The sequence below is a fragment of the Arthrobacter sp. BE255 genome (genome assembly GCF_031457335.1).
In the GTDB taxonomy this organism is placed as follows: domain Bacteria; phylum Actinomycetota; class Actinomycetes; order Actinomycetales; family Micrococcaceae; genus Arthrobacter.
Genome location: NZ_JAVDWK010000020.1, coordinates 40,997 through 64,979 on the forward strand (window position 1 = coordinate 40,997; position 23,983 = coordinate 64,979).

A 23,983-nucleotide genomic window follows, 5' to 3' on the forward strand; every position below is an offset into this window, starting at 1 on the left:
GACCATGTCCGCCCTACGAGAATCCCTCGGCTTCCTGACAAGCCGCCTCCGGCAGGTTGGCATCTTCGTTGCCCTGATCCTGATCGTCCTGCTGTTCCAGGTACTGACCAACGGCATCCTCCTCGAGCCGCAGAACGTCACCAATCTGGTAGTCCAGAACAGCTATATCCTCATCCTCGCCATCGGCATGGTCATGGTCATCATCGCCGGCCACATCGACCTCTCGGTCGGATCGATCGCCGGCTTCATCGGCGCCGTCGCCGGCGTCATGATGGTCCATTGGGGCTGGGCCTGGTGGCTGGCCATCCCGGCCTGCCTCCTGGTCGGAGCCCTCGTCGGCGCCTGGCAGGGATACTGGATCGCCTACGTCGGCATCCCGGCGTTCATCGTCACCCTGGCCGGCATGCTGATCTTCCGCGGCCTGACGCTGATCACCCTGAAGAACCAGCAGATCACCCCGTTCCCCTCCGAACTTCGCGCACTGGGCGGCGGCTTCCTCCCGGACATTTCCGGGGGCACATCAGTGCTCGAATGGCTGACCGTCATCCTGGGCGTCGGTGCCACGGTCGCGTTGCTCATCCAGGCGCTCAAGGAACGCCGGATCCGCAAGAAGTTCGACCTCGAGAACGAACCCATGGCCTGGTTCGCGACCAAGACCACCTTCGTTGCCCTGCTCATGCTGGTCATCACGTTCCTCCTCGCAAGCTACCGGGGCACACCGATCGTCCTGATCGTGCTTGCCGTCCTGGTCATCGTGTACACGGCGCTGATGAACAACAGCGTCTTCGGCCGCCACACCTACGCAATCGGCGGCAACCTGCACGCCGCTGAGCTGTCCGGCGTCAAAACCAAAGCCGTCACTTTCCGCCTCTTCGTCAACATGGGCGTCCTGGCGGCACTGGCAGGCCTCGTATTCACGGCCAGGCTCAACTCGGCACAGCCCGCCGGCGGCACGGGATTCGAACTGGACTCCATCGCCGCGGCGTTCATCGGCGGCGCGGCAGTCCAGGGCGGCATCGGCACCGTGGCCGGCGCCATGATCGGCGGCCTGATCATGGGTGTGCTGAACAACGGCATGTCCATCCTGGGCCTGGGCACCGACTACCAGCAGCTCATCAAGGGACTGGTCCTCCTGCTCGCCGTCGGGTTCGATATCTTCAACAAGAACCGCAGCGGCGGCGGAGGAAGCGCCATCGGGAAACGGTTCAAGCTCAGGACTTCCCCGCCGGCCACCTCGGAATCCCAGGCACCCGCAGGGACGACGGACCAGGCCAAGGATCGCCCGGTCCCCGTTTCCGCAGTCAAGCCTGAGTAACCAAGAACCCTGCCCCAACTATTAACAAGGAACCGATATGTCTACCCCCATAGACCGCATTGAGATAGATGTCGCCAGTCGGCACCTTCTGGATGAAGAGCTTGATGCTGCCGTCCGTCGCCTCCAGGAAGTGGCACTCCTCACCGGCACGCACGGCATCCTGGTGACCCGTATCGCCCCGGGCCGCTACACCGCAACCCTGTCGGATCAGGTTCCTTTCGGGATGACCCGCGAACTGGTTTCCTGAGGGCTGCCGGAACCGTGGACGAGGCAACCGAAGACTGGCATCAGCTGATTGGCTGCTGGGTGGAACTCCGCTCTGGGGGGAGCGTCGTCCGTACCGGCGAAGTTGAGGCAGTTTTGGCGGACTCGTCGGTGATGTGGCTGAAGTTCAACGGCAACCATGGCCGGCAGATGGTAGCCAGGACCGACGGCTATGAGATTGTCCCGTTGGGCTGATTGAGTTTTGCCCACTGCGTCTGTAACGCAAAGGAGGCCGACGGCGGCAGGCAACTGCCGCCGTCGGCCTCCTTTTGCCGTGGCGGAGAAGGCGTCAGAACGAACCCGTGGTGAACTGCCACGTCCTGGTGGCCAGCTGGTTGCCGGCAAGGTCCCGGATGGCTGCAGCGCCGCCGGTGACCGTCACCGTGTATTTGGTTTTGGCGGCGAGTGCCAGCTGCGGGTCAAGGATCCACTGGTTGCTGGTGCCGTTCCGGAAAACTGCGGCAGCAACAACGGCGCCGGTCGCGGCGTTCTTCACCGTGAACGTGGATGCTGTTACGCCCTGGACCGCTTCGCTGAACGTCACGGACACGTTGTTGGAACGCCTGACCAGGAGGTCGTTGCTGCCGGGGACGAAGCCCGTCACCGTGGGCGCCGGACCGGTGACGAAGGTCCAGGAGGTGGTAACCAGCGGGGTGCCGGCGGCGTCGCGGATGGCGGCGGCTCCGCCCACCAGGGTTGCCGTGAACGTTGAGTCCACTGCCAGGTTGGACGCCGGATCCAGGGTGGCGGTCTTCGTTGTGGCGGTGTAGGTGACTGCGGCCGGGATAACGGCGCCGGCGGCATTCTTGAGGACGAATGTTCCGCTGCCCACGCCCTGGACTGCGGCGCTGAAGGTGGCCGAGACGTTGCTGGCCACGGGGACCGCCGTCGAATTCGCGCCAGGTGACTTGGCCGTAACCGTCGGGGCGGGGAGCACTGGGGCGGGCGGAGGGGTGGACACGGGGGCCGCGCCGGCAGAGTAGAGCAGGCGGTTCGGCGTGCCTGCTCCGGTGCCGCTGACGACGCCGGCAGTCGAGCCGGATGCCAGCGCCGCCGCAACCTGCGCCGGCGTGAGCGCCGGATTCTGGGCGAGCAGGACAGCCCCCGCGCCCGCAGCGTGCGGCGTGGCCATGGACGTGCCGGACATGGAGGCGGTCGCCGTGGTGGAGGTGTAGGACGCGGACGTGATGCCCACCCCGGGTGCGTAGAGGTCAACGCAGGAGCCGTAGTTGGAGAAGCTGGCCTGCCGGTCGGCGGAATCGCTGGCTGCCACAGTGACGGCGGATGGAACGCGGGCGGGGGAACTGCCGCAGGCGTCAACGGCGGAGTTGCCGGCGGCCACAAAGGCGGCCACGCCGTCGTTGATGACGCTTTGGAGTGCGGCGTCCACGGCTGCGCTGGCCGCCCCGCCGAGGCTCATGTTGACCACGGCCGGAGTGCCCGCAGCGTGGTTGGCTGCGATCCAGTCGAGTCCGGCGACGACGTCGGAGTTGTAGCCGGAGCCGTTGCAGTCCAGGACCCTGACGGGGACCACTGTCGCTGCCTTGGCCACGCCGTAGGTGGTCCCGGCCACCGTTCCGGCCACGTGGGTGCCGTGGCCGTTGCAGTCCCCGGAGCCGCGGCCGTCGGCCACCGCCGTCCAGCCAGCCGTGATGCGGCCGGCGAACTCGGTGTGGGTTGCGAGGACGCCGGTGTCCACCACGTAGGCGCTGACCCCGGCACCGGCCGCGGTCCAGCTGTAGGAGCCGGAAAGTGGCAGGGCCCGCTGGTCCACCCGGTCCAGTCCCCAGGGCGCCGGTTGCTGCGTTTCGGAGATGGTGACCGGCGCGTCTGCCTCCACGGACACCACCCGCCCTGAACGGGACAGCGCCTCGGCCTGAGCCGGCGTTGCGGTCACAACGGCGCCACGGACGGCGTGCGAAAACGTCCTGCCCACGCCAAGGCCGCGGGAGCGGATGGCTGCAGTTTCTGTGGCAACGTCGGCGTCGGCGGCGTAGCGGACGAGGTAGCGGACGCTGGGCTCGCTGGCCGGGGCAACAGCGGCTGCCGGAAAACCGGTGGCGGTCAGGGCGACGGCGGAAACAAGCATCGCGGCAGCGGCGGGCCGGAGCAGGCGTGGTGTAGGAATTTTAGGGTCCTTGCAGGGCGGCTGGGCGGTTATTGGCGGGCGGGGAGGCCCCGCCCACCACCAGAATAGGAGCCAGCTGCATGCCGCGAACCGGAATTTCGCCAATCCTGCGCCAACCCTTTGCCGGCTACGGAAATCCGTGGTTTGCCTTGAGGGAAACGCCCGCCGGAGTGGCCTGGGCCGTCAGTCTTCTGTGGGGGTGGTCCTGTTGGGGTGGTAGGCCCGCCAGCTGTGTTCGGGCTCGAAGCCCAGCAGCCTCCGCGCCTTGCCGATGGAGAGCATGGTCTCGTGCTCACCGAGTTCCCTTGTCACGGTCACGTTCGGGAAGACCTCGGCGGCGAGGCTGGCGCTGGAACGGCTCATCACGGTGTCCGCGTTGGCGATGATGAACGCTTCAAACCCGGGCCGCCCGTTTTCCAGGGCCCGCGCCACCGCCTGCGCACCGTCACGGCCGTCGATGTAGCCCCAGAGGTTCCATTTGCGCAGCGTGGCGTCGGCATCGAAGGACGGGAAGCGTTCGTAGTCCGCCGCGTCCATCACGTTGGAAAACCGCAACGCCACGATGCTCAGCTCCGGATCCCACCGGGTCAGCTCAATCGCCATCTGCTCCTCGAGGTGCTTCACCAACGAGTACGTGCTCTCCGGACGGGCGGGGTATTCCTCATCGACGGGAATGTAGGGAGGGTCGACGTCGAACGGCAGTCCCAGCACCGTCTCACTGGAGGCGTAGACCACCTTCTTGATCCCGGCCCGGCGGGCCGCCTGGAACACGTTGTAGGTGGAGAGCATGTTGTTCTCGAACGTTGCAGCGTCCGGCAGGATGCCCGGCGCCGGGACGGCACCCAGATGCACGACGGCGTCAAAACCCGTGTGCCTGTCATCCAGTCCCAGCAGCACATCCACCACCTGCCCGTAGTCGCGCAGGTCCACGACGGCCAGGCCCGGGCTCCGGTCCCCCGCACGATCAAGGACCAGCACCTGATGCCCGTCCGCCGTGAGCCTGCGGACAACATGCCGCCCCAGCTTCCCACTCCCGCCGGTCACCGCAATTCTCATGAGTATTCCTGTCCTAGGTTGCGAGGAATTTCTCGACGGCGGCGATGGCCGCTTCGGTGATTTCGCCGGGGCTCCCGCTGCCGTCAACGGAGACAAGCAGGCCCCGGCCCGCATAGACGGACACTACCTCATGCGTTTCGCGGTGGTAGAGATCCAGCCTCCGCCGGAAGACGTCCACGGTGTCATCCTTGCGGCCCTGGTCCTGGGCGCGCTTCAGCATCCGCTGTTCGAGTTCGGCATCCGGGGCCTGGAGTTCGATGACTGCGTCCACTCGCTGGTCCCGGGCGGCCAGCATGTTGTCCAGTTCGGTGACCTGCGGCGCCGTCCTGGGGTAGCCGTCCAGCAGGAAGCCTGCCTGGACGTCGGCGTCCAGCAGCCTGTCCTTCACCAGGGCGTTGGTCAGGTGGTCGGGCACAAACAGGCCGTCGTCCAGGTATTTGGAGGCTTCCTTGCCCAGCGTAGTTTCCCGGCCGACGTTGTCCCGGAAGATCTCGCCGGTTGAGACGGCGGGGATGTTGAAATGCCGCGCGATATGTTCGGCCTGGGTGCCTTTGCCGGAGCCGGGCGGACCGATGATGAGCAGTCTGGTCATGTCTACGTCCCTCTGCGGCGCCATCGCCGCTGGTCTCGGGGTCCGTCGCCGGCAACGCCAACGCGTGGTTCATTCTGCCCACAGTTGGCAACACAATGCCAGCCTCCGGGAGGGGATCCGGAGGCTGGCATTAGCTTGAAGGGTCGTTAGAACCTGGACGCCGCTGCCGGAGGAGCACTCACAGCCTGGTTGCCGTTGAGGTCCTTGACCCCGGGCGGTGGCGCCACGGTGGGGGACGATGTACCCACACCTGGTTTGGCGCTGCCGGCTCGCTGTCCCAGCGTGATCGTGAGGGTTTGGTTGCTGTTGTTCCAGGCGATCTTCGAAGCATTGCCACCATTTCCCTCGAAGGTGAGATTGCCCGAGTTTGCGTAAGTTGCCCCCAGCGAAACCGTCCCGATGTTGAAGGTGCAGCCGGCCAATGTCCGGCTCACGGTCAGGTTCGTGCCGGTAATCGTTACCACCACGTCGCCATTGGCTGATGCTTCGGGAGGCTGCTGGCCAGTCACCCATGTGCTGCATATGGACGGGAGATTCATGGGCTTCGAGAACTGGATGGTAACCGTGTCGCCCTTTTCGGCCGTCCCTTGTGTGCCGCTGTTGACGAGGGTGACCTTGGCCGTAGGCGCAACCGTGTCCTTCGTCGACGTCGCCGTCCCGGGCGCGCTGGCGTTGCCTGCCGCATCAGTGGCCACCGCCGAGTAGGTGATGGTGCCATCGGTAAAGGTGGTCAGGTCGAAGTTGGCTGCCGTCCACTGGCCGGAACCGTTCGTGGTTACCGTCTGTGAGGCCGTGTGCGCTGCACCCGCGTCCTTGACGGTGACTGTCACCGAGGAAAGGGCTTCGGCGGTGCCGCTCACAGGAGCGCTGGCGGCATTCGCGATATTGACGGGTGAAGGAGCAACGATCGTTGGTGCCGCCGGCGGGGTGGAATCTCCTACGGCACCCCCGCTGCGTGCTGATTCCAGACCAGCCCAGGCGCCGAGTACCGGCGTGACGGTGTAGTACCAGGTGCCGCCCGGCAGGTTTGCTTCGGTGCATGTCAGGGCGGCGACGGTTCCGGCGCAGCCACCCGCGGCGGCAACCTTGGTGCCGCCGGTCCCAGCCGAGTAGCGCGCAACGGTGTACCCGGCAACCGGGCGTCCCGCCGCCGTCGTGCCTTGCGCCCAGCTGACCGCAGCGGCACCGGAGGAAACCGACGCAGCCGGGGCCGCTACGGCGGGGATGGAGTCGGCCTTGGCAGTGCCGGCGTTGCTGCCCAGCGTCTGCCAGAACGCGTTCGCCGCGGGGCCGCCCCAGGAAATGACGAGGGCTGCGGCCACCACTCCGGCGATGCGGGCGTGCCTGCCCGGCCGGAACTCGGAACGCCGGGGGGTCTGGCTGGGGCGGCTCATTTCCGTGCCTCCAAGGTGACGGGCAGGCTGAACGTTGCACCCTGGCAGCCGGACGACGATGCAGTGGACATGGCGGCGGCCGCCGGCAAGGCGATCAGGACGGACGAATTTGCCGGAATGGTGACTGTGGGAGCCAGCGGGGCGGCAGGATCCACGAACGTCACGCCCGTGGTGGTGCAGCCGGGGTGGTTGGCGTCCGCCGTCGCGGCCCCGTTGCCGCGGATGGCGTAAACCTTGACCGGGAAGTTGTTGGGGTTTTGCGCCCGGACGGCAACATCGGCGGTGCCGCCCGGGACGAGTGTGCCTTGCGGGCTGTCGCCGGCCACCAGCGCTTCCACGGTCACGGTGGCCATGGTGCCGTTGGTGGCGGATCCTGTTCCCGCTCCCGTTGATGCCCAGTATGCGTAGGCCGCGCCCGCGCCTGTCGCGATGCAGAGGGCGACGGTTGCTGCCGCAGTCTTGGCAGCCAGCCGTCCGGACGTCTTTTTCGGTGTTTCGGTCATGTCAGTTCCCCTCCCCTGCTCCGGAGTAGGCGAGCTGGAGCGTGGCGCCCTTGCAGCCGTCCTGGTTAAGCGCCGTATCCAGCATGGCGATTTTGGGCCACTGTGCTGAGTCCGGGTTGAGGGATTGGAGTGTTTTGGACCCCATTGGAACGGTGAGCGGATAGGCCCCGCTGTAATTGGTCACCACGTAGTCCGCCGTTGTACAGGGGAGCCCCGCCGCAACCGCAGCCTGGGTCCGTGTGATGCCGGCGATGGAGACCGAGAGGCTGGACAGTGCCAGGCTCTTGTTGTTGGCGTTGGAGAAGGAGAGATTCAGCGGAATGGTGGCTCCCGGTGTCAGCGGGGCACCAAGGTTCCCGGAAATGCTGAACGTTTTTTTGGACGACTGGACATAGAGCTGGACCACAACGCCGGCCGCCTGGCTGGCGCCGGCCGCCGTCGCAATGGTCAGGTCCGACTTTCCTTCCGGTGTGGTCGCTGAGGTGGCGACGGTCAGCACGACTGTGGCGGTTTTACCGGAACCCGGCGTCACCGACGCCGGTGCGAAGGCCGCCGTCGTATTGGCCGGAAGGCCCGAAACAGTGGGGGTGATGCTGCCGCTGAAGCCGTTGGCGGCGGTGAGGGACACGGAATAGCTGACCGGTTCTCCCCGGTCAACTGTCCGGCTGGAGGGATTCACCTGGATGGTGACGCCCTGTTTGTTGCCCTGGCTCCCGCCCTGGCCGGCCGCGAAGATGGTGCCCGCCGAAACGAGCATGACCAGAAGCCCCACCAGCAGCACTTTCACTGCGGTGGTGGTTCTTCGCATGGCTGTGCGGAAGTACCCAGATTCGTTCTGCACGTCTAGCCCTTCTGGCCTGGTCTGACTCGAGCGGGAGGTGGAATTCGCCGGCAGGGAAGGTTCGTCTCCTCCCCCGCCGGCGAAGCTTGTTAGACGCTGCCGACGGTGATGGTCACAATGGCGCCCTTGCAGGCGCTCTGGTCCACGGTTGCACTGTCATTGAACGTCAGTGTTCCGCTGCCCACAGAGGTGCCGGATGAGTTCGCCGCGACGGTGGTGTTGCTGGTGACCGCTGTGACGCCGAACCAGGCGGGCAGGCAGCCCGCGACGTTCGTGGTCACGGTGGCGGTCAGGACGCCCACCTTGGTGCTGGTGTTGGGGTCGGCATTGTCTGCCGTGTAATCCACCGCGCGGCTGTCCCCCGGGGTAAGTCCGCCGGTGAAGTTGGCATGCAGCGTGACCGTGCCGCCGCCGGACGAGTTGGTAGCAGTGCCCGAACCGGTGCCCGTGGTGGTCCAGTAGGCGTAGGCCGCGCCGCCGCCGCCGGCTACCAGGGCAAGTGCTCCGGCGGCTGCCAGGACCTTGTTCTTCTTCGTCATTTTGCGCATGAGTGAGACTCCTTTGGCTGGGGTAAAGGCTTGACGGTGAGACGCACAGCCATCGGGGACCACTAAGGGAACTTACTTCCGGCTGATCGATGACGCCCCTACTCCCCGGCGCCGAGAGCGCAAACAACGCGTAGCAGTACTGGTTTTTTGGGCACAGCCCGGGCGGTGACCTCTTGGATTGCGGACCGGGTACTCAGTTTTGCGGCAAGGATCCTGGCCAGATCGTCTTCCTTAGCCACGTCACGGCCCACAAACCTAGCGGTGCGTAACCGTGCCGCGCGTACCTCCCAAGTGACGTTTCCACAGGCCAGAGCGTGTATATACTTCTGGTTATCGGTTTAGCAGCAGGCCGTTGGAAAGTTCGTCGATCCAGCGACCCATACCGCCAGTCCCCCTTCGAGGTTGGCGGGACGTTGCCGGCTCGTTTTGACCTGAGCGAATGGCACCAAGAATCGTGGCCAGCGAGTCAACAGCAAAAACCGATACATCCATCACCGAGCACCTGCATGAACTCGTCCTCAACAGCTCCGATGTTGAGGACTTCCTTAACGAGCTCGCCCGCGTATCCGTGCGGGGCCTCTCGGACCTTGACGACGAAGTCCTTTGCAGCATCACCCTGCTGCGGGAGCGCAAGGCAGCCACCGTGGCCAGCAGCGGGCCGGATGCCCAGGCCATCGGCCAGATCGAGTATGAGTGCACCGACAGCCCCGGCATGGCCGCATCGCTGGAGCAGGCCACCATCCATATCCCCGATGTCACGGACGACGACCGCTGGCCGGAGTACTCTGCCGCCGTCCTCGGCCAGGGGGTCCGCTCGGTCCTTGCCCTGCCGTTCGAGCTTGAGGGGGACACGAAGGCCGCCCTGCTGCTGTACTCCCGGCGGCCCAACCGGTTTGACGGCCGCGTACTCAAATTCGCGGCGGACTTCGTCAGCCAGACATCCCTCGCCCTCCGCCTCGCCGTGCGGTTCGCGCACTACAGCGAGACGGCAGCGAACCTGAGGGCAACGCTGGAATCCCGCACTGTGATCGACATGGCCGTGGGCATCATCATGGCCCAGAACCGCTGCAGCCAGCTCGATGCCTTCGAGATCCTCAAGACCGCCTCCAGCACCCGCAATTCGAAGCTCCACGACGTGGCCGCGGCCGTGGTCAACTCCCTGGGGCAGGGACCCGCGCGCACGCACTACGACGGGTAAGCTCCGACGGCGGCAGGCCGGCGTCGAACATTTCCGACGGAGGCCAGCCAGCTGTCAGGTGATGGGATCCGCCCCGGGCGGCTGGCCGGCGTCGGACCCTGCCACCACCGCGATGGCTCCCAGGAGCAGCGCGGCGTTGGCCCAGAAGATCCCCAGCACGCCGAGGGGCGCGGCAACGGAGCCAACGGCGATCGGCAGCGTGATCTGCGCCAGCCGGTTGACCGTCATCCTCAGTCCCAGGACCGCCCCGTGGCTCGACGATGCGGTGAGTGACACCACCCAGGCCATGGTGAGCGGCTGGGGGATGCCGAGCCCCAGCCCCAGCCCGATCATCACGGCAATGGCGCCATAGGGGCCCACCAGCGGAAGGGCAGCCAGTGACAGGACAGCCGCGCCGATGGAAACGATCAACATTGCCTTGCGTCCGAAACGCGAAATCAGCCGGGTGAGGCCCAGCCTGCTCGCGACGGAGACGGCAGCCCGGAGGGCAAGCAGCATCCCCACGACGGCGGCGCTGACTTTCTGCTCGGTGGCCCAGACCGGGACGAACGCGTACATCAGATCCACGGTCACCAGCACGGCCCCGCTGACCACCAGCGAGCGCCACAGTCCCGGCGCCTTCAGGACACCTGCCACGCTGACGGGCTCCGCGGCGGTCGTGTGCCGGCCTTTGCGAAGGCCGGCGTCGGTCCGCCGCAGGAAGAAGTAGGCGGGCGTGGCCAGGGCACTGAAGCCGAGGCAGACCAGGAGCCCCAGGGTGGTGTCGGGCGCAGCCCCGTCTGCGATGCCCAGCGAGGCCACGAGCGTGACGGCGGGCGGACCGATGAGCTGGCCGATGGAAGCGGCGGCGGTGAGCGTACCGAACGCACTGTCAGTGGATCCTTCAGTGCTGACGTGTGCAACGAATGCCTGCTGGCCAACCATCACCATGAGGTGCCCCAGGCCGATGATGGCGCTGGCAGCCAGCAGGACGGGAAGTCCCCGCACGGCGAGCATGAGCACCGTACCCGCGGCCGCCATCAGCAACCCGATGAAGGCCATGGCGGTGCCGCCGAACCTGTCGGCCAGCCGGCCCGCTGGCAGGGCGGTCAGCAGCGCGGGCAGCGCGAAGCTCGACGCCAGGACGCCCAGGAACACGGGGTCCGCGCCTTCGGAAAGGGCCCGGTATCCGATGATGAGCCGGATTCCCACCCACGCGGCCTGGGCCAGGACCGCCTGCGCGCTGAGCGCCCGCCGCCATCTGGCGGCACTCACGCCCGCAGCGGAATTTCGTCCGCTCCGCCCAGCAGGCGGGTCAGGTCCTCGATTCCGTCCCTGGCAGCCCGGTAGCGGGCAGGGTCCAGGTGGAAGACCGCCAGCTGCAGGGCATAGGCAAGGAGAACGGGGATCAGCTGGGTCCGGTACTCACCGTCGTCGCCCCGCCTGGCGGTAATGAGGTGGTCGGGGCTGGGGCGGAAATGGTAGCCGGGAACGTCCGAGATCAGGATGCTCTTGCCTCCCCGCCGGGCAGCCTCGGACACCAGGGCACCCAGCTGCATCGGAGCCTCACGCAACGCAAAGCCTATGAGTGTGCTGTTTTCGTCGAAGCTGATGAACCGCTCGGCCAGATCCTTCGGCGCGGTCCCCATCGTCACCGTGGTCAGGCCCAGCCGCCGCAGGCGCCGGGCCATCAGGTCACGGGTGGGCTTCTCATCGTCCCTCGAGAACAGATAGATGGTCCGGGATTCATGCAGGGTCCTGGCGGCCGCGTCCAGGTCTTCCTGGGACACAAAGTGCGGCAGCCGCTTCAGGGCGACGATCTCATCTGCCACGAACGCGGACAGGTCGTAGCCGGTATCCCCTCGCATGATCCCGCCGTGCTGCTCGTGGACCTCAGCCTCGTCCTTGCGCAGGTCGTTGCGCAGGTCCGGGTAGCCGCGGTAACCCAGCTTCTTCGCGAGCCGCACAACGGTCGACTCGTGGGTCTTGGCCCGGTCCGCAACCTCCGCGGCGGGAATTCCTGACATGTAATCGCCCATGAGGACGTTCATGACGCGCTCCTCCGAGGCGCTGAGCTGGACCGTACTGCTGGCCACTACTGCTTTAAAACCCACTCTGGCTCTCCTTTGAGGTTCCCTGAGGTTCCTGCTTGAAACACTGTGATGCTTGACACTCTCTCACGGACATGCAATCCTGTGCAAGGTTGCAAGTTTGCTTTAGGGCTCATCCTGCTTCCCCTATTTTCTCCACTTTGCCGCAGAGAGGCGGACAACGAAGATGCAAACCCTCAACGCACCTGTTGCGCTTGAATGGACGGTGGCCGCAGCGGCCGTCGCCGGGGGCCTGACCATGGCTGTGGTCGGCGCCGGCTACGGGCTGACGAACACCTCCGGCGTGGGGGCCGGGTTCTTTCCCACAGTGGCCGGCACGCTCATGGCGGTGGCCGGTGTCCTCTGGGCCCTCCAGCTGGTGGCCGCGCGCCGGGCACCCGTCCCGGCAGCAGTCACCGGCGACACCGTGGAGTCGCTGCCGCCGCACCACGAATCCGAATCCGCGCTGGTATCCCTGCTCGACGACGACAACAGCGACGAACCCGACGCTCCGGATTTCCCGGACCGCCAGGGGTGGGCACGTGTGGGGATCATCTCCGGCGCCATCCTCCTCGCCGCCCTGCTGCTCCCACTGCTGGGCTACACCGTTGTGATGACGCTGATGCTGGGGACCATCCTGTTCTTCGTCAGCAAGCGGAAGCTGTGGATGGCGGCCCTGGTGGCTGTGGGTTCCGCGCTGGCGTCACGGCTGGTCTTTGAGGTCTGGCTGGGAACGGCCCTGCCGACGGCCAGCATCGATTTCCTTGCCGGACTGGGGCTGTAACCATGGGATTCGATCAGCTCCTCGGCGGCCTGGCCACCGTCTTTACCCCCGAACACCTCCTGTTCGCACTGCTCGGCTGTGTCCTGGGCATGCTCGTGGGTGTCCTTCCCGGCTTCGGCCCGGCCGCGGCCGTGTCACTCCTGATCCCGGTCACGTTCGGCCTGGATGCCACTTCCGCGATCATCATGCTGGCCGCCATCCTGTACGGTGCGGCCTACGGCGGAACCACGACGGCGGTCCTGCTCCGGATTCCCGGCGAGGCCTCCTCCATCGCCACCACGCTCGACGGCTACCAGATGGCCAAGCAGGGACGCGGCGGTCCCGCCCTGGTGATCGCAGCACTCGCTTCCTTCGTCGGCGGCCTGATCGGCGTCATCGGCTTCGTGGTGGTGGCGCCGTTCAGCCGGCTTGCCCTGGAATTCGGCGCACCCGAACTCTTCCTGGTCTCCCTCCTGGGCTTCGCCCTCATCACGAGCTTCGCCGGCTCCAACCCGGCCAAGGCCCTGCTCAGCGCCGCGGCCGGACTGGGCATCGCCACCGTCGGCGTGGACTCCGGCGTCGGCATTGCCCGTTTCACCTTTGACATGCCGGAACTGTTCGACGGCCTGGGTCTGGTGGCCATCGTGATGGGCGTCTTTGGCCTCAGCGAAGTCCTCGGCCAGGCCCAAAAGGGTCCGCTCGGTGTTCCGAGCCCGCTCAAGGTTGCCCGGCTCCTGCCCACCCGCACCGACCTGCAGCGTTCGGCCTTCCCGTCGCTGCGCGGATCAGTGATCGGCTTCTTTATGGGCCTCCTGCCCGGCTCCCCCGGCGCCGCAACATCGCTGGCCTCCTACGCCGCCGAAAAGCGGATCTCCAGGCGCAGCAAGGAATTCGGCAAGGGCGCCGTGGAAGGCATCGCCGGACCGGAAGCGGCGAACAACGCGCTCGCCGTCTCGTCCATGATCCCGCTGTTCACCCTCGGCATCCCCACCTCCGCCACCGTGGCCATCATGGCTGGCGCGTTCACCATGAACGGCCTGATCCCCGGGCCCCTGCTGTTCCGCGACAACCCCGACGTTGCCTGGGCCATCATCGCCAGCCTCATCGTGGGCAACCTGATCCTGCTGGTACTCAACGTCCCGCTGGCCCGGGTCTGGATCGCCGTCCTTAAGGTTCCGTTCCACTACCTCATGGCCGCCATCCTGGCGTTTATGTTCCTCGGCACCTACTCCATCAACGGCAGCGCCTTCGACATCCTGATCATGCTCGGCGCCGGCATCCTCGGCTACATCTTCCAGCTGGTCAAAGTGCCGCTCACCCCGCTGGTCCTGGGACTCATCCTGGGCCCGCTGCTGGAGGAGAACTTCCAGCGGTCACTGGCGCTTTCCCGCGGCGACTACAACGTATTCCTGCAGGGCCCCATCAGCCTCACCCTCATCGGCGTGATTGTCCTGGCCATCCTGTTCGGCGCAGTCCGCCCCCTCATTGCTTCCATGCTGAAGAAAAAGACCATCACCCCCATCGCACCAAAGGAGCTTGCGAAATGAAGAAACTCACCGCACTGACCACCACCGCACTGGCCGCATCAGTTGCCCTGGCCCTCACAGGCTGCGGCGGACAGGCCGGCAGCACCACCAGCAGCGCCGCCGCAGATTTCCCGAAGGCGGGCTCCACCATCGAGTGGATCGTCCCCTCGGCCGCCGGCGCCGGCAACGACATCCTGGCCCGCATCGTGGCACCAGCCATGCAGGAGGATCTCGGCGCCAACATCAAGGTGGTCAACAAGGAGGGCGGCAGCCAGGTGGTCGGCCTGAACTACGTCGCCCAGTCCAAGCCGGATGGCCTCACTTTCGGCAACACCAACATCCCCTCCATCCTGGGCCGCTACCTGGACCCCAGCAAAAAGGCTGCATTCGACCGCAGCAGCTTCACGCCCATTGGTTCCTTCGCCACCAACTCCGTGGTGATCGGCGTCAACAAGGACAGCAAGTACAAGACCCTCAAGGACCTGTTCGACGCCGTCAAGGCGGAACCGGGCAAGATCACCGTGGGCACCGATTCACGCGCCGGTGACGACCACATCAACCTGCGCCTGCTGGAGAACAAGCTGGGCCTGGACTTCAACATCGTGCATTACAACAGCGGGGCCGACAAGGTGGCGGCTATCGTCTCCGGCGAGGTGGACTTCGCGCTCGGCGGCGTGTCCAGCTTCTTCGGCCAGTACAAGTCCGGAGACATCAAGCTCCTGACAGTCATCGAGGACAAGCCGAGCACGTTTGTGCCGGACGTGCCCACGATGAAGAGCGCCGGTTACGACGTCGAGCCGATGGCCAGCAACTTCGCCCTCTCCGTCCCGTCCAAGACGCCCAAGGAAGTTGTGGCCAAGCTTGAGTCGTCGCTGAAGAAGGCCGCCGAGACGCCGGCCGTGCAGGAGAAGCTCAAGGGCGCGGCCACGCAGCCGGCCTGGGTCCCAGCCGCCGAGGTCAGCAAGATGTGGGAAGAGCGCGAAACCCTGATCAAGCCGGTCATCGATGAACTCCTGAAGCAGCAGTAACCGTGGACACCAGCAGAAAGGCCGGCGACACCATGCAGGCAGAACACACCTCCCCCGTCTCCACCGCTGAGCTGGTGCGCCGCCTGGCAGCCATCCCGGCAGCGAACATCGGCGACGCCCAGGAACGCATCGGCGTGGCGTCGGCCCTGTCGCCCTCCTGGCCGGGGGCCAAGCTCGCCGGACCTGCCTACACGGTATGGACCCGGCCGGGCGACAATCTCTACATCCACAAGGCCCTCGACGAGGCCCAGCCGGGCGACGTGATTGTGGTCAACGGCGGCGGGGACCAGTCCCGTGCCCTGATCGGCGACATGATCGGCCTCCGCGCCAAGAACATGGGCCTGGCCGGCTTTGTGATCGACGGCGCCGTCCGCGACGCCGACGCCCTCGCGGACTGCGGACTCCCCGTCTTCGCCCGCTCGGTCACGCCCGCCGGACCCTACAAGTTCGGCCCCGGCCGGCTGCAGCTCCCGGTGGCGATTGACGGCGTCGTGGTTTCCCCCGGCGACATTGTGGTGGCAGACGCCGACGGGGTTGTGGTGGTCCGGCGCGACGAAGCCGAACAGGTTCTGGCCGAAGCGGAAAAGATCGAAGCGAAGGAAGCGGCCAAGCGCATCGCTTTCGAGGGCGCCTCCGTCTGACCCGCTGGCATCAATTGGCCAACGCATGGCCGGCTCAACCACGGTTGGGCCGGCCATTGCGCTGCCCGGCCTCTTTCACAGGCTCAGCACATACCCGGCAAATCGAAGCGATAGCTTGGCTGCCTAGAAATGATGCATGACTCCTCTCAAGAACAAACAACGCAAGGGCAGCCGGGTCCGGCGCGCCGTCGTCGCCGGGGCCGTGGCCCTTACGCTTTCCGCAGGAGGTGCCACGGCCTGGGCGCTGGACCGGTTTGTGATCCAGCACGTGGAGATCTCGGACGTCTCCGCCTACCAGGCCAGCCAGTCGGGTACCGGCCAGAGCACGACGGCCGACACCACAACCGATTCCACCACTGCCGCCGTCACCAGCGATACGTCCTACGTCTCGGACAGCTCGAACATCAGCATCTCCACGGTGACCACCGGCAGCGGCGACAGCACCGTCACCTACTACGTTGCCGACGTCGTACTCGACGACGCCACAACCCTCCAGTCCGCCTTCGCCAACAACAGCTTCGGTGAGAACATCACCGAAACCACGTCCGCCATCGCAGAGGCCAACAACGCGATCTTCGCGATCAACGGCGACTACTACGGCTTCCGCGACACCGGCATCGTGATCCGGAACGGCGTGGTGTTCCGCGACGAAGGCGCCCGCCAGGGCATGGCCTTCTACCGCGACGGCACCGTCAAGGTCTACGACGAAACCACCACCACCGCCGAGCAGCTTCTCGCCGACGGCGTCTGGAACACACTCTCCTTCGGCCCGTCCCTGCTGGACAACGGCGAAGTGGCCGACGGCATCGAGGACGTGGAGGTGGACACCAACTTCGGCAACCACTCCATCCAGGGCGAACAGCCGCGCACCGCCGTCGGGATCATCGACGAAAACCACCTGGTGTTTGTGGTGGTGGACGGCCGCAGCCCCGGCTACAGCGCGGGAGTCACCATGACCGGGCTGGCGGAAATCATGCAGGGCCTCGGCGCCACCACGGCGTACAACATCGACGGTGGCGGATCCTCCACCATGTACTTCAACGGCGAACTGGTCAACAACCCCTTGGGTGAGAACAAGGAACGCGGCACCTCCGACATCCTCTACATCGCGGATTAGGGCCGGCCATGATCATCCTGATCCCGGCCTACGAGCCGGACCAGCAGCTGCCCGCCCTGATCCGATCCATCCGCGACGCCGAGCCGTGGGCCACCGTGGTGGTGGTTGATGACGGCAGCGGCCCCGGCTACAAGGACGTGTTCGACGGCGTCAAGGCACTCGGGTGCCACGTCATCGAACACGCGCGGAACCGGGGAAAAGGCTTCGCACTGAAGACCGGGTTCGGGTTCATCGCGGACCACCTGCCGGGCCGCAACGTTGTCTGTGCGGACAGCGACGGCCAGCACACCATCGTGGACATCCTTAAGGTGGCGGCAGCGGTGCAGCCCGGCTCGCCGGCCATGGTGCTGGGAACCCGGAACTTCACCGGCGCCGTCCCCGCCCGTAGCAAATTCGGCAACACCGCCACCCGGCTGCTGTTCACACTGGCCACCGGCGAGCGCATCTCCGACACCCAGACCGGACTCCGCGGCTACCCGGCAGCCATGCTCCCGTGGCTGCGCTCCATCCGCGGCGAGCGCTACGAGTACGAACTGAACCTGCTGCTCGAAGCCAAGCACGCCGGCTACGCCATCTCCACCGTGGACATCGCCACCGTCTACCTGGACCACAACTCGGGCTCGCACTTCCGGCCGCTGGCGGACTCCGTCCGGATCTATGCCCCGCTGCTGAAGTTCCTGGCGTCATCCTTCACAGCGTTCCTCGTGGACACCGTGGTGTTCCTGCTGCTGACACTGGTCACCGACTCGCTGCTGCTGGCCGTCGTGGGTGCCCGGGCCGTGAGCTCGGCCGTGAACTTCCTCGTCAACCGGCGTGTGGTGTTCGAACACGGACGGGACCGGCCCGCCGCTGCTGCCGGCCTGCGCTACTTCAGCCTGGTGATCGTCCTGCTGGCCGCCAACTACGGCCTCATCTACGCCCTGGACGCGTTGTCCGTGGCCGCTCTCCCGGCGAAGATCCTCGCTGAAATCGCCCTCCTGGCCGTCAGCTACGCCGTGCAGCAGCGGTTTCTCTTTTCGCGGCGCACGGCCACAGCGGTGCACGGGAGGAACGGATCCAGCCAGGTTGCCGGGAAGCAGCCCGCGAAGGCCGGCAACCGGGACACGGCCACGCGACGCTAAAGCCTCGGCGTAAAGGTCAGTCTGCCGCTTGATACTGATGGAATGACATCTCAGGACCCTCGTAGGGCCGGGACCGCCACGGGAAAAATTATCGAACGGAGTCATTTATGCAGATGAGATCGGTATATATCAAACGACCCACGCGCACCGTATTAGCCTTACTCCTCGTGGCTGCCACCGCACTCGGCGCCCCCGCTCCCGCCGTGGCCGATACCCCCAACCCCGTCACCTGTGAGGGTTATCCCGAAAAGCGTCACTTCGTTGATTCCCAGTCCTGGTGGTTGCCCACCGAGGGCGCGGCTCCTGCCGGTACGGACCACGGTCATATCCACGTGGGGGCTTGTATCCCCGAACGCGAAACCATGACCGGACCCTTTAGGCTCGACATCCGCATGGTTTTACATGATCCCGGCCTCCAAAAGGTCAATACCGGCAGTACCGCCACGCCATATGTATCGGTTGTCATGAAAGATAGCTCGATCGAGACGACGCAGTCCAAGCTCTACCAAGCAGGCTGGACCTGTTCCACTCCAGGGACGTGCACTCGTTGGGGCCAGGTTACGGTCGACCCATCCATTTTCACGACCGATGGTCTCAAAGAAACGCGCCTGCGTTTCTTCTCTGACGTCAAAGACCTTGCTGCCAACGGCACGACAAGCACCGCCCGCATGACCGCCAGCATGAATTTTCAGTACTACGTCGATCTCTCGCCCACCCGCACTGTCAAGGACATCTCCCGCGATACCTACTTGCGTGGTAAGGGATGGTATTCAGCGCCAGGCAACGATCTGGCGGTAGGCGGCTATTGTGAAGCGGACCTCATGACCGTTCCAGTTCCTGATGCTCCCATCAGCGGCATATGGTCCCCCGCTGTCAAGATGGTTTGGCACGGCGACGCTGGCGACCCGCCCGTCACGGCCCATGAAGTCCGCATCGACCCAGATTTCCATAACAACATTCCCGGTAGAATCATCCGTCAGGCGAGCGGAGAGTACGATGCCCCGATTGGTATCGACACCAGGCAGCTGACCAATGGCAGGCACACACTGTTCCTGCGCGCCGAATGCAATGACCAGCACGGCCGTAACTCCACCACCTCGGGCGTCCTGATCGTGCCATTTGACGTCAACAACGGCGCCGTCGCCGACACCACGGCTCCGAGCACCCCAGCCAACCTATCCTCACCATCGAAAACCACGACTACGGTTGCCCTGGCCTGGGACGCCGCTACCGATAATGTCGGCGTCACCGGCTACAGGGTTTATCGCAACGGCACACAAGTTGCTGATCAGCCGGGCCGCACGTATACCGACTCAGGTCTATCGCCGGCCACTGCTTACACGTACACGGTCAGGGCTTACGACGCCGCCACGAACCTTTCAAACCCGTCGACAAGTCTCACCGTCACCACAAATGCTCAGACAGGCGGGATTCAGCGCCAGGGCATGAGCACATTGGTTAACACCACGGCTACCACGAGCCACACCATTTCCAAGCCCGCTTCGGCCGCGGAAGGCCAGGTCTGTGTCGCCTCATTGGCGATCAACGGCTCGACCGTTTCAGCGGCCCCGACCGGCTGGACCCAGTTTGCCGCAATCACGTCGATCTCCAACCCGCATCTGTATGGCTACTACCACGTCATGGGTGCGTCCGAACCTGCCAGCTACACGTGGACCACGGCAGGGTCGGTCGCCAGCGGTGGCGGCATCAGCTGCTACACGGGAGTGAACACCACAACGCCGTTGGACACAACAGCCTCGGTAGCCGCGTCAGCCGTCGCTGCCTCCACGGGCACGGTTACTGGAGTCACCACAACGACCGCCGGAGCTATGCTCGTTGGCGCAATCGCCATCAACTCAAGCAACACCACTATCGCCATCACTGGCCCGTCAGGCATGACGGAAGTGTATGACCTCGGTGGTAAGCGCACGGAGCTTGACGATGGCCTTCAGGCAGCCGCCGGTTCCTCGGGCAGCAAGTCCTGGGTATGGAGCAGCGGTTCGGCCCGCGAATGGGCCGGTTGGCTCGTCGCCCTCCGCGCTCAATAACCCCAGGGCCACAGCCCGCCACCCAAAAAGCCGCCCTAACGGGCGGCTTTTCTGAGTGCTGTGAGAATTGGCAATGTGCCCAGGCTGTGCTCTCCGGTAGCCCAGCAGCAATGCCAGTGGGAACACCGATGGACGCGAGCACGGCAATAAAGGTGACTGCGACGATGGCGACCACCCGAACTGGCGCGCCACTGGCGAACTTCGGCGGGCCGAATACGATGATCAAAAACGAGACCCGAGCAGCGCGTTGACGAAGCCCACCAAGACGGACCGGGAATAGATCGTATGTACAGCGAAGGCGGCAGATCCGATGCCGCCAGGCTCGGACCCACATTTTGTCCGCTCGCCTGCCCTGCTGGCGTCAGGCTTCCGCAGCCGTAAGCTCTGGGCGGATTAGATGAAGCTGAATCGCTGCAGCGCCCCAACCGGCACTCATATTCCTGCCTAGGTCCCGTCACAGCACCTGCACAGATTGGCCGTGGATCGTAAAGGACAGCCCACCAACAGATTCCGGAGAATCCGATGACTTCCCTTATTTTCATTGCCGCAGACCTGGCGGCCATCAGCATCCTCACGTTCGTCCTCTACCTGCGCCGCCACCGCCGCCGTGACCTGGTGGTGTCCTACCTGGGCATGAACGTGGGAGTGCTGGCCGTGGCCACGGCGCTGTCCGGCTCCGCTGCCGGACTCGGCCTGGGACTTGGCCTCTTCGGTGTCCTGTCGATCATCCGGCTCCGCTCCACCGAACTGTCGCAGCACGAGGTGGCCTACTACTTCTCGGCCCTGGCACTGGGCCTGATCGCCGGCCTCGGCATCGAGCCGATCTGGCTCACCGCGTCGCTGATGGGCCTGATCCTGCTGGTGATGTTCGTCGGTGACCACCCCCGCGTCCTGCCCGCCCACCGGCACCAGACGGTGATCCTGGACCGGGCCCTGGCCGAGGATGCCGAACTGTACGCCCGGCTTGAGGAAGTCCTGCACGGCAAGGTCCACTCCGCCACCATCCAGGAACTCGACCTGGTCAACGACAAAACCATCGTGGACGTCCGCTACGCCTACAACCCCCGCCCTGCCGCCGCAACCTATCTTCCGGCGGCGGCGCCCCGGCACGCAGAACCGGCACCTTATTCGTCATCCCAGCCGTTGCCGCCGGTACCCGCCCCGCTGGCGACGCCCGACGCCGGCGGATCCGAACCGGCGTCGTCCGCTCCCGTCCACGCCTCCGACCCCGTCCACGCCTCGGCAGGTGCGGCATGAGCGCCCCCGCAGGCGCCGGCGTCGTCAGCGGCCTAAGCGGGCTGCCAGCCGTGGGGCTGGACGAGCTGAACGCCGAAGCCGCGCTGCAGACCCGGGTGGACCGCAAGTACGTGGTCCCCGAGGACCTGGCGCAGGAGCTCCTGGCCACGTTCGACGGCGAGGTCCGGGTCCTGGAGATGGACGGCTCCCGCTGCTTCGCCTACGACTCCGTCTACTTCGACACCGCGCAGCTGGACAGCTACCTCCTCGCCGCCCACGGCCGCCGGCGACGCTACAAGGTCCGCACCAGGACGTACGTGGACAGCGCCATCAGCTTCCTGGAGGTCAAGACCGAAGGCGCCCGCGAAGCCACCGTCAAGGAACGCATATCCTACGAGCTCTCGGACCGGTCCCGGCTGACGGCGGAAGGCCTGGACTACGTCCACGAAACCCTTGCGACGGCGGTGGGCGGGGCTCCCGCCGGACCCCTCGGGCCGGTCTTGGAAACCCGCTACCACCGCACCACGCTCTACCTGCCGGAATCCGGCAGCCGGGCCACCATCGACACCAACGTCACCTGGCAGCGCCCCGGCGAACAGGCCTGGGTCCTGGACGGCGCGGTGATCCTCGAAACCAAGTCCGGCTCGGCGTCCGGCCCGCTGGACCGGCACCTCTGGGCCCACGGCGTCCGGCCCTCCAGGATCTCCAAGTTCGCCACCGGCATGGCGGCGCTCTGCCCGGAGCTGCCGGCCAACCGCTGGAACCGCACGCTCCGCCGCACCATGAACCTCCGCCCCGCCGCCTGACCCACCCCCGCAGATTTCAAAGGAACACACCATGAACCGCTTCCGCACCGCCCTTTCCGTCACCGCCCTCGCCCTCGCCGTTGGCCTGGGCGGCTGCTCCGCCGCCGGCACCGGCACCGGCACGTCCATTACCGGGACCTCCGCCAACTCGTCCACCACCTCCGGAACCGCCCAGGCCGCGGTGTCGCTGGACACCCTCGCCGCGGACACCCACTACGACGCCGATGACCTCACCTGGGATGCGGCTGCCGAAGTAGCCGTGACCCTGGCGGACGGTGCCAGCAGTGTCGCCTCCGGAACGTCGTCGGACGCGGTAAAGGTCGACGGCGACACCGTCACCATCAGCGCGGCCGGCACCTACCGGCTGAGCGGTTCGCTGTCCGACGGCCAGGTGGTGGTGGCCGCCGGCGAGGAAGACGTGGTGCGCATCATCCTGGATGGCGCCGAGGTCTCCAGCTCCACGGGCTCGCCGTTTGTGGTGCAAAACGCCAACGAGGCCATCGTGTACCTGGAGGACGGCACGTCCAACTCCCTGAGCGACGCCTCCGCCTACTCGGACACCGCCGAGGACGCCCCGAACGCCGCCCTCTACTCCCAGGCGGACCTCACCATCGCCGGCACCGGCTCGCTGACTGTGGACGGCAACTTCAACGACGGCATCTCCTCCAAGGACGGCCTGGTGCTGGCCGCCGGCAACGTCACCGTGGACGCCACGGACGACGGCATCGTGGGCAAGGACTACGCGGTCCTGCTCGACGGCGCCTACCAGGTCACCGCCGGCGACGACGGCTTCAAGTCCGACAACGAGGAGGACGAAGGCCGCGGCTGGGTCCTCATCAACGGCGGAACCCTCAACGTCAGCGCGGGCGACGACGGCATCAAGGCCTTCAACACGCTCACCATCGCCGCCGGCGTCGCCACCGTGGAAGAGTCCGAGGAAGGCCTCGAGGCCCAGCACATCGTGATGTCCGGCGGAACGGCCAACGTCACGGCGAACGACGACGGCGTGAATGCCTCGGGCGGGGCCTCCACCTCCGCTTCCGGTGGCGGGATGGGCGGGGGCGGCGAGATGGCCGTGGGCGACTACACGGTGGAAGTCACCGGCGGTTCGCTGACCATCAACTCGCAGGGCGACGGACTGGACTCCAACGGCAACGCCAGCATCTCCGGCGGCACAGTGGTGGTCAACGGCCCCACGAACTCCGGCAATGGGGCCCTGGACGTCAACGGCGAATTGACCGTCACCGGCGGCACCGTGGCGGCAGCCGGCAGCGTTGGCATGGTGGTCACACCGGGCACCTCCTCCACCCAGTCCGGCGTGCAGGTGACGCTCGGATCGGCCGTCCCGGCCGGCACCGTGGTGCAGATCGCCGATTCCGCGGGCAACGTGGTAAGTGCCTTCGTGACCACCAAAACCACGGCTTCCCTGGTGTTCTCCTCCGCCGCCATTACTGAAGGCGAGGAGTACACCGTCTACACCGGCGGCACCGCCACGGTCAGCGCCGGGGTGGGCGAAGGATCCCTCGACGGCGCAGACCAGGTTGGCACCGTGACGGCCGGCGAGTACACCGCGTCCGAGGGCCCCGGCGGCGGGGGCGGCTTCGGCGGCCGCCGCTAACCCTGGCACGCTCTCTCACTTAATGCGCGTTTTTGCCTGTCCCTCTCTCACCAGGTGAGAGAGGGACCGGCATTTTCCTGCAGGAAGTGAGAGTGTCCCTATGTTGTTCGTCAAGGGGTTTGGGGTGTTTTGGGGTGGTAGAGGCTGCCATCGCGGAGCATGGCGAAGAGG

The 23,983-nt window shown here is 66.0% G+C and carries 23 protein-coding genes; 14 read left to right on the forward strand and 9 right to left on the reverse strand.

The genetic code is table 11. The features are described 5' to 3' along the window. Positions 1-4 precede the first annotated feature (4 nt). The 3 genes from mmsB to J2X42_RS22595 are packed head-to-tail and all read left to right on the forward strand — an operon-like array spanning position 5 to position 1,774. Complete coding sequence (mmsB, locus tag J2X42_RS22585; RefSeq protein WP_310168279.1) at positions 5-1,315, forward strand: multiple monosaccharide ABC transporter permease; 1,311 nt, start codon at positions 5-7, stop codon at positions 1,313-1,315. 37 nt (positions 1,316-1,352) lie between these two features. Continuing rightward, the gene (locus tag J2X42_RS22590) at positions 1,353-1,562 is read left to right on the forward strand and encodes a hypothetical protein (RefSeq protein ID WP_310168281.1); all 210 of its coding nucleotides are present in this window, start codon (positions 1,353-1,355) and stop codon (positions 1,560-1,562) included. A 14-nt stretch (positions 1,563-1,576) separates the two neighbouring features. Then, entirely contained in the window at positions 1,577-1,774 is a 198-nt protein-coding gene (locus tag J2X42_RS22595) for a hypothetical protein (protein ID WP_310168284.1), read from the forward strand. A 94-nt stretch (positions 1,775-1,868) separates the two neighbouring features. Here the strand turns inward: J2X42_RS22595 and J2X42_RS22600 are convergent, their stop codons facing one another. The 7 genes from J2X42_RS22600 to J2X42_RS22630 form a co-directional block, all read right to left on the reverse strand. After that, the gene (locus J2X42_RS22600; protein WP_310168285.1) at positions 1,869-3,668 is read right to left on the reverse strand and encodes a S8 family serine peptidase; all 1,800 of its coding nucleotides are present in this window, start codon (positions 3,666-3,668) and stop codon (positions 1,869-1,871) included. Between the two features lie 222 nt (positions 3,669-3,890). Then, positions 3,891-4,763 (reverse strand): NAD(P)-dependent oxidoreductase, encoded by an 873-nt coding sequence (locus J2X42_RS22605; RefSeq protein WP_310168286.1) that lies wholly within the window; start codon positions 4,761-4,763, stop codon positions 3,891-3,893. 13 nt (positions 4,764-4,776) lie between these two features. Then, on the reverse strand, positions 4,777-5,355 hold the full coding sequence (locus J2X42_RS22610) for an adenylate kinase (protein WP_310168288.1): 579 nt from the start codon (positions 5,353-5,355) through the stop codon (positions 4,777-4,779). Between the two features lie 146 nt (positions 5,356-5,501). Further along, complete coding sequence (locus J2X42_RS22615; protein WP_310168290.1) at positions 5,502-6,749, reverse strand: Ig-like domain-containing protein; 1,248 nt, start codon at positions 6,747-6,749, stop codon at positions 5,502-5,504. Further along, entirely contained in the window at positions 6,746-7,252 is a 507-nt protein-coding gene (locus J2X42_RS22620) for a hypothetical protein (RefSeq protein ID WP_310168291.1), read from the reverse strand. The genes J2X42_RS22615 and J2X42_RS22620 overlap by 4 nt, the downstream gene beginning before the upstream one ends. 1 nt (position 7,253) lies before the next feature. After that, entirely contained in the window at positions 7,254-8,093 is an 840-nt protein-coding gene (locus tag J2X42_RS22625; RefSeq protein ID WP_310168293.1) for a hypothetical protein, read from the reverse strand. An 89-nt stretch (positions 8,094-8,182) separates the two neighbouring features. Then, entirely contained in the window at positions 8,183-8,641 is a 459-nt protein-coding gene (locus J2X42_RS22630; protein ID WP_310168295.1) for a hypothetical protein, read from the reverse strand. A 454-nt stretch (positions 8,642-9,095) separates the two neighbouring features. On the opposite strand from J2X42_RS22630, the gene J2X42_RS22635 reads away from it, so the two are divergent. Next, a complete protein-coding gene (locus tag J2X42_RS22635; RefSeq protein ID WP_310168319.1) occupies positions 9,096-9,839 on the forward strand; it encodes a GAF and ANTAR domain-containing protein in 744 nt (247 codons plus the stop codon). Positions 9,840-9,893: 54 nt separating this feature from the next. Here J2X42_RS22635 and J2X42_RS22640 read toward each other — a convergent pair whose 3' ends face one another. Further along, positions 9,894-11,093 carry an MFS transporter gene (locus J2X42_RS22640; RefSeq protein ID WP_310168297.1) on the reverse strand — a complete coding sequence of 400 codons (1,200 nt, stop codon included), beginning with the start codon at positions 11,091-11,093 and terminating at the stop codon, positions 9,894-9,896. Further along, positions 11,090-11,932, reverse strand: a complete 843-nt coding sequence (locus J2X42_RS22645) for a MurR/RpiR family transcriptional regulator (protein WP_310168299.1) — start codon at positions 11,930-11,932, stop codon at positions 11,090-11,092. Before J2X42_RS22645 ends, J2X42_RS22640 begins: the two co-directional genes overlap by 4 nt. A gap of 163 nt (positions 11,933-12,095) precedes the next feature. Between J2X42_RS22645 and J2X42_RS22650 the strand changes: the two genes are divergently transcribed. From J2X42_RS22650 to J2X42_RS22695, 10 genes are all read left to right on the forward strand, one after another. Beyond that, positions 12,096-12,692, forward strand: coding sequence for a tripartite tricarboxylate transporter TctB family protein (locus J2X42_RS22650; RefSeq protein ID WP_310168301.1), 597 nt, complete (start codon positions 12,096-12,098; stop codon positions 12,690-12,692). A 2-nt stretch (positions 12,693-12,694) separates the two neighbouring features. Next, positions 12,695-14,218: a tripartite tricarboxylate transporter permease gene (locus J2X42_RS22655; protein WP_310168302.1), complete on the forward strand. Its 1,524-nt coding sequence runs from the start codon at positions 12,695-12,697 to the stop codon at positions 14,216-14,218. Then, on the forward strand, positions 14,215-15,225 hold the full coding sequence (locus tag J2X42_RS22660) for a tripartite tricarboxylate transporter substrate binding protein (protein WP_310168303.1): 1,011 nt from the start codon (positions 14,215-14,217) through the stop codon (positions 15,223-15,225). Before J2X42_RS22655 ends, J2X42_RS22660 begins: the two co-directional genes overlap by 4 nt. Positions 15,226-15,227: 2 nt before the next feature. Continuing rightward, a complete protein-coding gene (locus tag J2X42_RS22665; protein ID WP_396134135.1) occupies positions 15,228-15,866 on the forward strand; it encodes a methyltransferase in 639 nt (212 codons plus the stop codon). Between the two features lie 136 nt (positions 15,867-16,002). Further along, complete coding sequence (locus J2X42_RS22670) at positions 16,003-16,983, forward strand: phosphodiester glycosidase family protein (RefSeq protein ID WP_310168305.1); 981 nt, start codon at positions 16,003-16,005, stop codon at positions 16,981-16,983. Between the two features lie 8 nt (positions 16,984-16,991). Continuing rightward, the gene (locus J2X42_RS22675) at positions 16,992-18,104 is read left to right on the forward strand and encodes a bifunctional glycosyltransferase family 2/GtrA family protein (RefSeq protein WP_310168307.1); all 1,113 of its coding nucleotides are present in this window, start codon (positions 16,992-16,994) and stop codon (positions 18,102-18,104) included. Positions 18,105-18,271: 167 nt separating this feature from the next. Then, on the forward strand, positions 18,272-20,152 hold the full coding sequence (locus J2X42_RS22680) for a fibronectin type III domain-containing protein (RefSeq protein ID WP_310168309.1): 1,881 nt from the start codon (positions 18,272-18,274) through the stop codon (positions 20,150-20,152). A 522-nt stretch (positions 20,153-20,674) separates the two neighbouring features. Continuing rightward, positions 20,675-21,409 carry a DUF4956 domain-containing protein gene (locus J2X42_RS22685; protein WP_310168311.1) on the forward strand — a complete coding sequence of 245 codons (735 nt, stop codon included), beginning with the start codon at positions 20,675-20,677 and terminating at the stop codon, positions 21,407-21,409. Then, the gene (locus J2X42_RS22690) at positions 21,406-22,194 is read left to right on the forward strand and encodes a polyphosphate polymerase domain-containing protein (protein WP_310168313.1); all 789 of its coding nucleotides are present in this window, start codon (positions 21,406-21,408) and stop codon (positions 22,192-22,194) included. Before J2X42_RS22685 ends, J2X42_RS22690 begins: the two co-directional genes overlap by 4 nt. Before the next feature lie 31 nt (positions 22,195-22,225). After that, positions 22,226-23,812 carry a carbohydrate-binding domain-containing protein gene (locus J2X42_RS22695; protein ID WP_310168315.1) on the forward strand — a complete coding sequence of 529 codons (1,587 nt, stop codon included), beginning with the start codon at positions 22,226-22,228 and terminating at the stop codon, positions 23,810-23,812. Positions 23,813-23,983 lie beyond the last annotated feature (171 nt).

Bases quoted from the DNA above. Each gene is read 5' to 3' on its own strand.
- mmsB (WP_310168279.1), top strand. From the start codon at position 5: ATGTCCGCCCTACGAGAATCCCTCGGCTTCCTGACAAGCCGCCTCCGG.
- J2X42_RS22600 (WP_310168285.1), bottom strand. From the start codon at position 3,668: ATGCTTGTTTCCGCCGTCGCCCTGACCGCCACCGGTTTTCCGGCAGCC.
- J2X42_RS22655 (WP_310168302.1), top strand. From the start codon at position 12,695: ATGGGATTCGATCAGCTCCTCGGCGGCCTGGCCACCGTCTTTACCCCC.
- J2X42_RS22675 (WP_310168307.1), top strand. From the start codon at position 16,992: ATGATCATCCTGATCCCGGCCTACGAGCCGGACCAGCAGCTGCCCGCC.
- J2X42_RS22650 (WP_310168301.1), top strand. From the start codon at position 12,096: ATGCAAACCCTCAACGCACCTGTTGCGCTTGAATGGACGGTGGCCGCA.
- J2X42_RS22615 (WP_310168290.1), bottom strand. From the start codon at position 6,749: ATGAGCCGCCCCAGCCAGACCCCCCGGCGTTCCGAGTTCCGGCCGGGC.
- J2X42_RS22590 (WP_310168281.1), top strand. From the start codon at position 1,353: ATGTCTACCCCCATAGACCGCATTGAGATAGATGTCGCCAGTCGGCAC.
- J2X42_RS22685 (WP_310168311.1), top strand. From the start codon at position 20,675: ATGACTTCCCTTATTTTCATTGCCGCAGACCTGGCGGCCATCAGCATC.
- J2X42_RS22610 (WP_310168288.1), bottom strand. From the start codon at position 5,355: ATGACCAGACTGCTCATCATCGGTCCGCCCGGCTCCGGCAAAGGCACC.
- J2X42_RS22620 (WP_310168291.1), bottom strand. From the start codon at position 7,252: ATGACCGAAACACCGAAAAAGACGTCCGGACGGCTGGCTGCCAAGACT.
- J2X42_RS22670 (WP_310168305.1), top strand. From the start codon at position 16,003: ATGACTCCTCTCAAGAACAAACAACGCAAGGGCAGCCGGGTCCGGCGC.
- J2X42_RS22695 (WP_310168315.1), top strand. From the start codon at position 22,226: ATGAACCGCTTCCGCACCGCCCTTTCCGTCACCGCCCTCGCCCTCGCC.
- J2X42_RS22630 (WP_310168295.1), bottom strand. From the start codon at position 8,641: ATGCGCAAAATGACGAAGAAGAACAAGGTCCTGGCAGCCGCCGGAGCA.
- J2X42_RS22690 (WP_310168313.1), top strand. From the start codon at position 21,406: ATGAGCGCCCCCGCAGGCGCCGGCGTCGTCAGCGGCCTAAGCGGGCTG.
- J2X42_RS22605 (WP_310168286.1), bottom strand. From the start codon at position 4,763: ATGAGAATTGCGGTGACCGGCGGGAGTGGGAAGCTGGGGCGGCATGTT.
- J2X42_RS22660 (WP_310168303.1), top strand. From the start codon at position 14,215: ATGAAGAAACTCACCGCACTGACCACCACCGCACTGGCCGCATCAGTT.